Source organism: Streptomyces sp. NPDC052042 (genome assembly GCF_044548345.1).
GTDB lineage: Bacteria > Actinomycetota > Actinomycetes > Streptomycetales > Streptomycetaceae > Streptomyces.
In genome coordinates this window covers 116,927-128,601 of sequence record NZ_JBIUBU010000004.1, presented here as the reverse complement: position 1 = coordinate 128,601, position 11,675 = coordinate 116,927, and the positions used below count along the sequence as shown (strand labels likewise).

Below are 11,675 nucleotides of genomic sequence, written 5' to 3'. Positions count from 1 at the left end.
CGACGAGAATCGATGATCATCATCGGCGCGGGGCTCGGCGGCCTGTCCACCGGCTGCTACGCCCGGATGAACGGCTACCGCACCCACATCCTGGAGATGCACGAACTGCCGGGCGGCTGCTGCACCGCCTGGGACCGCGGCGACTTCACCCTGGACCCCTGTGTCAGCTGGCTCCTCGGCAGCGGGCCCGGCAACGAGATGCACCAGATCTGGCTGGAACTGGGCGCGTTGCAGGGCAAGGAGATACGGCATTTCGACGTCTTCAACGTGGTCCGCGGCCGGTGCGGCCGGGCCGTGTACTTCTACTCGGACCCCGACCGCCTCCAGGCCCACCTGACAGAGCTCTCGCCCGCCGACGCGCCCCTGATCCGCGGCTTCTGCAAGCAACTGCGCGCCTTTCGCAAATGCCTCGCCGTCTACCCGTTCCTCAAGCCGGTGGGGTTGATGTCGGCGCCGGAACGCTGGCGCATGCTGGCCGGGTTCATTCCCCACTTCAACGCCGTGCGCAAGTCCATCGGCGTTCTCATGACCGACTTCTCGGCCAGGTTCAAGGACCCCCTGCTGCGTGAGGCGTTCAACTTCATCCTGTACGAGAAGCACCCGGCCTTCCCGGTGCTGCCGTTCCACTTCCAGCTCGCCTCGCACGCCAACCTCTCCGCGGGCGTCCCCGAGGGCGGGTCGCTCGGCCTCGCCGAGTCCATCGAGCGCCGTTACCGCGCTCTCGGCGGCGAAGTCACCTACAACGCCAAGGTCGAGGAGGTGCTGGTCGAGGACGACCGGGCCGTCGGGGTGCGGCTCAGCGACGGGGAGGAACTGCACGCCGACATCGTCGTCTCGGCCTGCGACGGCCGCACCACGACCATGGACCTGCTCGGCGGACGCTACCTCGACGACACCTACCGCCGGCTCTACACCCGCACGATCCGCGAGCCCGGCATGGTGTTCCCCGGCTACTTCATCCTCTTCCTCGGCCTGCGCCGCGCATTCCCCGACGCCGACCCCTGCACGACCTACCTGCTCGACGAGGAGGTGGCCGCCGAGCTGACCGGGATCCGCCATCCCAGCGTCAACGTCCAGTTCCGCAGCAGGCACTACCCGGAACTCTCGCCCCCGGGCACGAGCATCGCCTACGTCACCTACTTCTGCGACATCGCGCCCTGGCGGGCCCTGGACGAAGGACCGGAGCAGGTGACCCGCAGCCGGGGCGGCCAGAAGCTGCACACCCTGCCGGTCCGCCACGGCCGCGGCTACTACGCAGCCAAGCGGCGGGCCCGGGAGGCACTGATCACGCTCCTGGAACGGAGGCACCCCGGGATCAGGGACGCGATCGCCGTCCGGGACGTGTCGAGCCCGCTCACCCAGGTCCGCTACACCGGCAACTACGACGGCACGGTGCTCGGCTGGCAGCCCTTCGTGGAGAGCGGGGAGACGCTGGAGACGCTCATCAAGAAACACGGCCCCGGCCTTCCGGGACTGCGCGACTTCTACCAGTCCGGTGTCTGGGCGACGACCGGCGGCCTGATCCGGGCGGCGGCGGCGGGCCGGCACGTCATGCAGTTCATCTGCCGGGACGACGGACTGGGATTCACCGCCTCCGTCGACGACAGCGCGCCGCTTCCGACCCATCGCGTCATCCCGGTGGGACCGCGGCCGGACGCCGCGGCCGGCCCGGAGGGCCGTCCGCCCCTCGCCGACAGAAAGGCAATGCGATGAGGACCAGGAAGTGGGTCGTGCGGGAGCACATCGAGGGGGTGCCCGACGTCGGCCGGGTCTACGAGATGGTCGAGGAGCACCTCGACACCGACCTCGCCCCCGACGAGATGCTGCTGAGGACGCGCTACGTGTCCGTGGACCCCTACTTGCACGGCATCGCCCTGGACACCCGGCTCGGCGCCCACATGGGCGCCGACTCGATCATGGAGGTGCTGGACGCCGGCCCGCTGGCCGCCCACCGGCCCGGCGATCTGGTGCAGGGTTTCGGCGGCTGGCGCACCCACTTGGTCAGCAACGGCGCGGCGACCCCCTGGCAGACCGGAACGTTCCCGATGGTCTTCCCCGCCTACCGCCGCCTGGATCCCCACTGGTACGACGACGAGCTCCCGCTCCCCACCGCGCTGAGCATCATGGGCGGACCCGGCATGACGGCCTGGGGCACCCTCACCAAGTTCATGTCGGTCCGCCCGGGGGACACCGTCGTGGTCAGCGGCGCCTCCGGACAGGTCGGTTCGCTGGTCGGCCAGCTCGCCAAGCTCGCCGGCGCCCGCGTGGTGGGTACCACATCGACCCCCGAGAAGGCGGACTACCTGGACGAGCTGGGGTTCGACGCGGTCGTCGTCTACCGCCACGGGGACAGCTGGGAGGCGGTGCGCGAGGCCCTCGGCTGGGTGGCGCCCGACGGGATCGACAAGTACTTCGACAACCTCGGAGGCGCCGTCACGGACGCCGCCTTCAGCATGCTCAACGTGGGGAGCCAGGTGGCGGTGTGCTGGCAGTGGGCGACCCAGGTAGGCCGGGAGGCGACCGGCCCCAGACTGCTGCAGCACATCATGTTCCCGCGCACCTGCGTGCGGGGCATCTTCTCGCTGGAGTGGTTCACGGAACAGAACTGGCGCGCACTCCACGACGAACTCGGGGGCCGGGTCAGACGGGGCGAGGTCCGCTTCGGCCACACCGTCCACCACGGCTTCGAGAACATTCCGGATGCCTACCGGAGCCTCTACGAGGAGACGGGGGCCCACCGCGGCAAGGTGCTGGTGAAGCTCTGACCGGCCGCCGTCCGGGCCGGTCCGCTCATCCGGCCGCCCCGGGCCGGAACGCGAACCCGGCGACCGCGGACCGCCCGGAACCGCATCCCGCACGCCCGACCGTCCGTCCGCCCGTGCCCCGTCCCGCCCACCGTCCGCCGAACCCGCATCCGTGGAGGACTCCGTGCCCCGTCCCGACGACAACGACGCCACCACCGGCCCACCGACGCTTCCGCTGCACCGTCTGGGATTCGACCCGCCCGGCCCGCCCCGGCCCGTCGCCCTGCCCGACGGAACCCGGGCCTGGCACGTGACCCGCTACGCCGATGTGCGCAAGGTCCTCACCGACCCCCGGTTCGGACGCGCACGGCTCCGGACATCCGACGCCGCCCCCCTGACCGGTCAGGCCGGACTCGTCGCCAGCACCGACCTGATGTTCAACCAGGACGGCGAGGACCATCTGCGTCTGCGCCGCACCCTGCGCGGCGCGTTCACCCCGAGGGCGGTCGCCCGCTGGCGCCCCTGGATCGCCTCGATCGTGGAACAGCGTCTGGACGCCCTCGCGGGCGGGGGGTCTCCGGCGGACCTGGTCGCCGGTTTCACCCTGCCTCTCCCGGTCGAGGTGATCAGCCGGCTCATGGGTCTCGGCGCCGCCGCGCGGGAGCGGCTGGGGCACTGGAGCCGGTACGCCTTCTCCGACGGGTCCCACGCGGATGAGGACATGGCCCCGGCGCTGGCGGAGTTCGCCGGGTTCGGAGCGGCGCTCCTGGCAGAGCGGCGCGAGACCCCCGGCGAGGACCTGACCAGCATGCTCGTCCGCGCGGCCGACAGCGAGGGCGACATCCCCGAGAGCCAACTGGTCCACCTCGTGTGCGGACTCATGGTGGGCGGACACGACAGCACCATGACGATGCTCGGCAACGCCCTGCTCTACCTGCTCGGCGAGCGCCGGGACTGCTGGTCCCGGATCGGGGCCGACGAGGAGGGTGCCGGAACGGTCGCCGATCGGCTGCTGCATCTCATCCCACTGGGAGACGACCGGGGGACCGCACGGCACGCCGCGGTGGACACCGAAGTGGGCGGGATCGTCATCCCGGAGGGATCGGTGGTGCTGGCAGACTGCGGCGCGGCCAACCGCGACCCCGACGTGTTCTCGGCCCGGCGACCGGACGATCTGTTCCGCCCCCTGGAGGCGCCCACCCTGGCGTTCGGCGCCGGCCCCCACTACTGCCTCGGCGCCTGGCTGGCCCGGCTCGAACTCCGGCTTTCCCTGCACCGGCTCGCCGCGCGTTTCCCCGGACTCCGGCTCGTCCGGCCGGCCGACGAGATCGAGTGGCGGCGGAACAGCACGTCCCGCAGCCCTCGGCGCATCCCTGTCACCTGGTAGCCGGGCTCTCCCGCGACGCCGCCGCTCACGGGGCGAACCGGAAGGCCGGGCCGGAGGGCGTGCCCGCGGCGCCGCAAGGCCGGAAGGCGGCATCCGGAACGATGACTTCGGGCACCGCCCGAAGCGCGCTCGCCGACAACGGGTCCGCCGGGCGTGATGGTGTGCGTTCGGCGGCACGCGCGCTCAGCCCAGGTGAACCGGCAGCGACTCGACCCCGTACACGATCGACAGCTTGCGGAAGGACAGGTCCTGCGGCTCCACGGCGAGCCGCATCCGGGGAAACCTCCGGGCCAGTGCCGGGTAGGCGGTGCGCAGTTCCATGCGCGCCAGCTCGGCGCCGACACAACGGTGGAATCCGTGGCCGAAGGCGAGATGTGCGGTGGGATTGCGGTGCGGATCGAAACGTCCGTCGTCCCCCACGTACGACGTGTCGCGGTTGGCGCCGCTCAGCGAGCAGAGCACCATGTCGCCCTGGGGGATGACCACCCCGGCTATCTCTATGTCCCGGCGGGCGAACCGGGGGAAGGCGATCTGTACCGCGGAGGTGTACCGCAGCACTTCCTCGACGAACGGCGACGCCGCCTCGTCGTCCGTCCGTATCCGCTCGAACACGGCCTCGTTCCGCAGCAGTACGAGAGAGCCCAGGGCGATCGTGCTGGCGGTCGTCTCGAACCCACCGGTGAGCACGCCGTCGGCGAGGCCGGCGAGCTCCTCGTCCTCGATGTCGTCGCCGTGCTCTTTCACGATCATGCCGAGCAGCCCGTCACCGGGCTTCCGGCGCTGCTTGCGGACCACGTCCCTGAAGTACGCCAGGGACTCCGACATGGCGCCGAAGGGCGCGGTCGTCCCGGCGAAGAGGTCGAAGCGGTCCATGGCCAACTGCTGGAAGTCGTGGCGGTCCTCGTAGGGAACCCCGAGCAGTTCGCAGATGGTGAGGGAGGGGATCGGCAGTGCGAACTCCTTGACCAGGTCGACCGGGCCGCTCCGGGACTCCATCGCGTCCAGGCGCTCCGCGGTGATGGCGTCGATCCGGGGCGCGAGGCGACGCAGGCGTCGCATCGTGAACTCCGGGGTCAGGATGCGGCGCAGGCGTGTGTGCACCGGCGGGTCGCTGAACCCCAGCCCGCCGGGGCTCTGTTCCGCCGCGACCCCGGCGTTCACGGCCAGATGGGCGAAATCGGTGCTGAAGCCGTCGGGCGAACCGAGGACCGCCTTCGACTCCTCGTATCCGCTGACCACCCAGGCGTCCATCCCGAACGGCAGCGAGACCTTGTGCACGGGTTCCGTCGCGCGCAGAGCGGCCAGCCTGTCCACCGGGTCCAGACCGTCCCTGCGCAACAGCGCCAGGAGATCGTCCGGCAGCAGGCGCATGGTGGAGGAGCCGAGGCCGTACTTCTGGATCCTGGACAGATAGGTGCGCCCGAGCCGGGCAGTGATACGAGAACGGAGCTTCGTCCTCAACGTGTTCTCCATAAGTCGTCGCGCGGTCCGCACCGCCGGGGCGCGGAGATGAGAGAGAAGGGCGTGCAGCGGGCTCGTGATCGGACATGGAACGGCGCTGCGACGCCTCGTGCCCGGTGATGACACGTCATCACCGGGTACGAGCCGTAAGAGCGCTGATGACACACGGTAGCGTGAGTGCGCATCACGATTGTTCGACACTGTTCGATATGGGCCGGGTGTGCCGGCGGCAGCTCGGACTCGACGTACGCGCTGATGTCCTGCTGTCCCGTGCGCGGTCGGGCGCGACGAGCCGGACGACGGTGCGAGCCAGGTCCGGAAACTGACCGGATCGGCCCGGTTCGGAGGGCTGTCCTCACCGGCGTGATCGAGACCGGGCGACTGCCGCTGCGGACCCGTCGTCGTCGTTCGATGGCGACGCCTTCGTCGAACTCCACGCCGATCCGGGAGTCGACCGGTTCGCCGGGGCCTGTTTCCGTCAGCAGGCGCTGGAGCGCCTCGCCGCGGTCGAGCGCCAGTGGGGCGAACGGGGGCACGGCCCTCCGTGCGGTCCCGCTCAGGCCGAACGGCGAACTCATCGGCCGAAGCGCCCTTTGGTGCGGGACGAGTTCGACCAAGCCGAGTCGGGCCGGACGTTCCGGGCGGAGCACGGGGGAAACGGGTACGCCACCGGGGCGGGGCGGGCATGCCCCGACGGGGGCTTCGCCCCCTCGACGAGGACCGTTTCACCGCGTTCGTCCGGCACGGCGACGATCCGTCGATGGGAGTCGCCGAGCGTCTCGGTCCCACGCCGCCGCAGCACGGTCGACGGCCATGCCGTCACGGTGTACGCGGCGGACCGCCCGGACGCACGCGCGTCCCGTCGGCGACGGCACCGGGGACGGCCATCCGGGCGGGCCCGCCGCCGCGCCGAGCAGACGGCCGCGCCCCGACCCGCAGCACCAGACGGTCGGCCCTGGGGACGACAGCGGTCGCGCGAGCGGTGGGACGCGGTGCCGCCTCACCCCGGCCGCTTGCGGCGCACGCTTCGCCACCGCGCGGGATGTGGCCTTCGGGCGTTCGCCGGCGCGCTCGTGCGGGCGGTGCCGCTCGATCGGGGCCGATCGGCCGGGCGCCGACGAACCGGTGAACGCGCCCCTGGCGAGCCGGAGGACCGCTGCGGGACCGGTGCCGACGGCGCCCTTCGGCTTCCGAGGACGTCAGTCCCAGAGGGCGTGGTACACGACCCGGTGCGTCTGCGCCGGTGTGCCGTCGGTGTAGTCGAGCCGCAGCCGGGTGAAGTGCTGGAGCCCGGGTTGCCCCTGCAGGCTCTTCGGGCGGTCGAGCCGCACCCGGACGGGATACGTGTGGAAGGTGCCCGCGGCGCAGTAGGGCCGGCAGTCGTTCACCGCGTCGAGCCCGGTGCCCTCGGCGGACGCCCGGTCCCAGCGGGTCCAGCGCAGCGAGACGAGGCGGTTGTTGCCGTCACCGCAGGCGAGCAGGAAGTCGTCGGGGCGCACGCGCGGCTGCGAGAAGCAGTCGACGACCACCGTGCGGACCGAGGGGGGTGGGGCGGAGGGGTGCGCCGGCGGTGCCGAGGACGCGGCCGTCGGCACCGCCGCCACCGCGAGCGCCGAGGCCGCACACACCACGACCGCGTTCCCGAATGCCTTTCCGCGCATGCCGCCTCCCCAACCGCTCCTCGGGCCGAGGGCTCTCGCCGCCCGCCCGTAACGGGCCGGCGCCGCCCGCCGCACGAGCGCATCGTGCGGGTTGGGACGCGCCGGATGCTGCAATCGGGCACGGCGTGCCGTCTCCCGCAGACCCGTTCGGCCGGTTCTTCGGGGGAGGCCGGCAACCGTCTCCTCAGTCGACGGTACGACCGCGTCCGGGCATGCACCACCCGTGCACGCCGCGCCCAGCGACCGGCTGGCCGCGGGGCGACGACCGGAGTCGATGGCCGTCGGTGCGGACCGCCGGGCAGCCTCGCCGGGCCCGGCCCCGGTGGTGCCTTCGCTCAGAGGGCGGCACCGCCGGGGCGTCCGGCCTCGGGGACCTCCAACAGGACGAGGGCGATCGCGGCCCGGTCATCGGCGGCCCCGGTGGACCACTGCTCCGTGTCGGCCCTCAGGAAGGACACGAGAGCCGAGGGGTCGGGAGTTCCGCAGCCGTCACCGAAACGGCCCGCCAGCCGCTCGGCCAGCGGGTAGAGCTCGCCCTCCGTGTTCCGTGCCTCGCTCACGCCATCGGTGTACAGCAGGACGACCTCGCCGGTCCGCAAGGGGTGCGTGGTGATCTCGGCCTTCTCCCCGCCCAGCTCGCCCAGTCCCAGCGGCAGGGCCGGGACGGTGGGGAGCCGTCGCGTCCCGTGCGCCGTGAGCAGCAGCGGTTCCGGATGCCCGCGATCCACGATCCGCACCGACCCCCCGCCGGGCGGGAACTCCAGCAGGAGGGCCGTGACGAACAACTCATCGTCCCCGGTCGGGTGGCCGGAGTTGCGGGCGATGCTGAGCTCCAGGTGCTCCGCCAGACGGCTCAGGTCCGGCCACTCGTGGGCCCAGACCCGGAAGCTCCCGAGAACGGCGGCGACCGTCTCGACCGCGTCCAGCCCTTTCCCGCGTACGTCCCCGACGACGACCCGTACCCCGAAACGGGTCTCGCACAGGTCGTAGAGGTCGCCGCCGACGAGCGTGCCGCGCTCGCCCGCCTCGTAGAAGCCCGCCGCCCTCACCGGACCGAGGCGTTCCGGGAGCGGGCGCAGCAGGGTCAACTGCATGGCCTCGGCGACCGAGCGCGCCCGGACCAGGTTCGCCTCGGCCCTGAGCCGCTGCCAGGCCAGCCAGGCGCCGACGAGGCCGATCATGGCGGTGGAGAGGTAGAGGGCGAGATGATGCGGCTCCCCGATGTGCCCCGGGCGCCGGGAGGCCAGCCAGATCTCCAGGGCCAGACACAGGGCGGCGAACCCCGCGGTGCGCCGGGGCGTACGTGTGGTCGCCGCCACCGGAGGGACGCCGACCAGCAGAAAGCTCAGCGGCTCGCGGCTGCGGGCCGCGAGGTCCGCCGCCACGTCCAGAGCGATCAGCAGCAGCGGAAGCCACCAGGCCCACGTCCGGGCGCCGAGGCGAAGGCGCCACCGCCGCGACCGCCCGGCCTCTCCGCCTCCCACTCCACCGGAATGTGACATAAAGGAACTTTATTGGCATAACGGCATTCTTTGATGTCGCTGTCGGGCCTCTCCTCCTTCGTCGCCGGACGTTTCCGAGGGTGGGAGCGCGTACCTGCGGCTCGAACCGGGAGCGGGATCCGTGCCGAGGCCGGGCCCCGGGCGTCGGCGTGCCACCCGGGCAGGGCCCCCTGATGGAGCGGAATGCGAGCGGGTTAGCATATGAGCGCCGCCTAGCTCGAAAGATAGATCTGTGACTGTCAACGATGACTCGTTCACTAACTGGATGAACCGCGAGGAGATCGCGGAGTCGATGATCCCGATCATCGGGAAGCTGCAGCGGGAGCAGGACGTCACCGTCCTGGTCCACAGCCGCTCCCTGGTGAACAAGTCGGTGGTCAGCATCCTCAAGACCCACCGATTCGCCCGCCAGATCGCGGGCGAGGAGCTCTCGGTCACCGAGACGCTGCCATTCCTCCAGGCACTCACGGCCCTCGATCTCGGCCCTTCCCAGATCGACATCGGCATGCTCGCCGCGACGTACAAGAACGACGACCGCGGCTTGTCCGTGGCGGAGTTCACCGCCGAGGCCGTCGCGGGCGCCACGGGCGAGAACAAGATCGGCCGCCGTGAGCCGCGCGACGTCGTCCTCTACGGCTTCGGCCGTATAGGCCGCCTCGTCGCCCGACTGCTCATCGAGAAGACGGGTTCCGGCAATGGCCTGCGGCTGCGCGCCATCGTCGTCCGCCGAGGAGGCGACCAGGACATCGTCAAGCGCGCCTCGCTGCTGCGCCGCGACTCCATCCACGGCCAGTTCAACGGCACCATCACCGTCGACGAGGCGACCAGCACGATCGTCGCCAACGGCAACGAGATCAAGGTGATCTACGCCAACGACCCCTCGGAGCTCGACTACACGGCGTACGGCATCGACGACGCCATCCTCATCGACAACACCGGCAAGTGGCGCGACCGCGAGGGCCTGTCCCAGCACCTGCGCCCCGGCATCGCCAAGGTCGTCCTGACCGCTCCCGGCAAGGGCGACGTCCCCAACATCGTGCACGGCGTCAACCACGACACCATCAAGCAGGACGAGCAGATCCTGTCCTGCGCCTCCTGCACCACCAACGCGATCGTGCCGCCGCTGAAGGCGATGGCGGACGAGTACGGCGTGCTGCGCGGCCACGTGGAGACCGTCCACTCGTTCACCAACGACCAGAACCTGCTGGACAACTACCACAAGGCCGACCGTCGCGGCCGTTCCGCGCCGCTCAACATGGTCATCACTGAGACCGGCGCCGCCTCGGCCGTCGCCAAGGCGCTTCCCGACCTCGAGGCGCCGATCACCGGCAGCTCGATCCGCGTCCCGGTGCCGGACGTCTCGATCGCGATCCTGAGCCTGCGGCTCGGCCGCGAGACCAGTCGCGAAGAGGTGCTCGACTACCTGCGCAACGTGTCGCTGACCTCCCCGCTCAAGCGCCAGATCGACTTCATCACGGCCCCCGACGCGGTCTCCAGCGACTTCATCGGCTCGCGCCACGCCTCGATCGTCGACGCCGGCGCGACCAAGGCCGACGGCGACAACGCGATCCTCTACCTCTGGTACGACAACGAGTTCGGCTACTCCTGCCAGGTCATCCGGGTCGTCCAGTACGTCTCCGGTGTGGAGTACCCGACCTACCCGGCTCCGGCGGTCTGACCCCCGTCCCGCCCCGCCCCGTTCCCTCCGGTTTCCCGGCGGAAGGGGCGGGGGCGGGGCGCAGACCGCAGGGGAGACCCGCGAGACCGCGGAACCCGGACCGGACCTCCCACGAAGCCCTCGCCCGTCAGCCGACGGGCGAGGGCTTCGTCATGACCGCGCGCGCCGAGGCGCCGGGGAGGAGGAGCGGTATCGGCGCGGCCGCGTACCGCGCCGTGCCGCCTCGCCACGCGGAACCCCTGTTCCCCGAGCCCGCGACCCAGGGCCTCTACGGCGTCCCGGGCCGGCCGTGGCCCGATCGGTACCGCGGCGTCGCCGACCCGTTGATCACGCTGACACTGGCCGCCGCGGCCACGGAAGAACGGGCCCGGCTCGGGACCAGTGCTCTCGTCGCACCCCTGCATGTGCCGTTCCAACTGGCCCGCTCGCTCGCCTCGTTGGACGCGGCGAGCGGCGGCCGGGTGGTCGCGGGCCTCGGCACGGGGTGGTCGTTGGACGAGTACGCGGCGGCGGCCTTCGCCCCCTTCGACAGGCGCGGCGCGGTCCTGGACGAACTGCTCGACGTGTGTGCGGCGGTCTGGGGCCCGGACCCGGTGGCATACAGGGGCGAACTGACAACCATCGCCCCGTCCGTGGTCGGGCCCAAGCCGGCCGGGCCCATTCCGGTGTACCTGCCCGCGAACAGCCCACGGGCCACCCGCCGCCTCCTGGACCGGGCGGACGGCTGGATGCCCGTGGCGGCGGGCGCCGCCCAGCTCGCCGAAAAGTGGCAGCGGGTGCGGGACGTGGCCGCCGAACGCAGCCGGGAGCGGCCGATCGACGTCTGCGCCCGCGTCAACGCGCTCTACACCGCCGATCCGGTCGGCAGCGGGGGACGCCGCCCCTTCCACGGCAGCGTGGCGCAGATCGTCGAGGACCTGGCGGCACACGCCGAAACGGCGGTGACGGCGTTCATCCTGGACCTCCAGAGCACCACGCGCGATGCCGCGGAACTCGTCGACGTGGCCACCGAGGTGTACCGGACGGCGCGAGCGGCGGGCAGCTGACCGCCCCGCTCCCGGTGCCCCGGCCCGACCCTCCAACCGGCCGGGGCACCGGAAGCACCGTGGGAACGGCACACCGACGGGCCCGGTCGGCCCGCTCCGGCCCGACGCCGGGGCGAACGCACCGCACCGGCGACCGCCGAGCGGCCCCGCCGACGCCGCGCCCCGCTGCCGCCGAGCACGTACGCGCCGCGCCCCG

Annotated in this window: 8 protein-coding genes; 5 read left to right on the top strand and 3 right to left on the bottom strand. The window is 71.8% G+C overall.

Annotated features, from left to right (window positions below):
• The first annotated feature begins 12 nt into the window (after positions 1-12).
• The 3 genes from ACIHCL_RS10060 to ACIHCL_RS10050 all read left to right on the top strand — a co-directional run bounded on the left by ACIHCL_RS10060 (position 13) and on the right by ACIHCL_RS10050 (position 4,131).
• On the top strand, positions 13-1,713 hold the full coding sequence (locus tag ACIHCL_RS10060; RefSeq protein WP_399859807.1) for a phytoene desaturase family protein: 1,701 nt from the start codon (positions 13-15) through the stop codon (positions 1,711-1,713).
• Positions 1,710-2,765: an MDR family NADP-dependent oxidoreductase gene (locus ACIHCL_RS10055; protein ID WP_399859242.1), complete on the top strand. Its 1,056-nt coding sequence runs from the start codon at positions 1,710-1,712 to the stop codon at positions 2,763-2,765. Before ACIHCL_RS10060 ends, ACIHCL_RS10055 begins: the two co-directional genes overlap by 4 nt.
• A 163-nt stretch (positions 2,766-2,928) precedes the next feature.
• Positions 2,929-4,131, top strand: a complete 1,203-nt coding sequence (locus tag ACIHCL_RS10050) for a cytochrome P450 (protein ID WP_399859239.1) — start codon at positions 2,929-2,931, stop codon at positions 4,129-4,131.
• Positions 4,132-4,314: 183 nt separating this feature from the next.
• On the opposite strand, the gene ACIHCL_RS10045 is transcribed toward ACIHCL_RS10050, so the two are convergent.
• The 3 genes from ACIHCL_RS10045 to ACIHCL_RS10035 form a co-directional block, all read right to left on the bottom strand.
• Positions 4,315-5,604 (bottom strand): cytochrome P450, encoded by a 1,290-nt coding sequence (locus tag ACIHCL_RS10045; RefSeq protein ID WP_399859236.1) that lies wholly within the window; start codon positions 5,602-5,604, stop codon positions 4,315-4,317.
• 1,187 nt (positions 5,605-6,791) lie between these two features.
• Positions 6,792-7,253: a hypothetical protein gene (locus ACIHCL_RS10040; RefSeq protein WP_399859234.1), complete on the bottom strand. Its 462-nt coding sequence runs from the start codon at positions 7,251-7,253 to the stop codon at positions 6,792-6,794.
• A 335-nt stretch (positions 7,254-7,588) separates the two neighbouring features.
• Positions 7,589-8,755 carry a PP2C family protein-serine/threonine phosphatase gene (locus ACIHCL_RS10035; protein ID WP_399859231.1) on the bottom strand — a complete coding sequence of 389 codons (1,167 nt, stop codon included), beginning with the start codon at positions 8,753-8,755 and terminating at the stop codon, positions 7,589-7,591.
• A 232-nt stretch (positions 8,756-8,987) separates the two neighbouring features.
• Between ACIHCL_RS10035 and ACIHCL_RS10030 the strand changes: the two genes are divergently transcribed.
• Together ACIHCL_RS10030 and ACIHCL_RS10025 are read left to right on the top strand one after the other, a co-directional pair.
• Positions 8,988-10,433, top strand: a complete 1,446-nt coding sequence (locus ACIHCL_RS10030; protein WP_399859228.1) for a glyceraldehyde-3-phosphate dehydrogenase — start codon at positions 8,988-8,990, stop codon at positions 10,431-10,433.
• Between the two features lie 152 nt (positions 10,434-10,585).
• A complete protein-coding gene (locus tag ACIHCL_RS10025; protein ID WP_399859226.1) occupies positions 10,586-11,479 on the top strand; it encodes a TIGR03619 family F420-dependent LLM class oxidoreductase in 894 nt (297 codons plus the stop codon).
• Positions 11,480-11,675 lie beyond the last annotated feature (196 nt).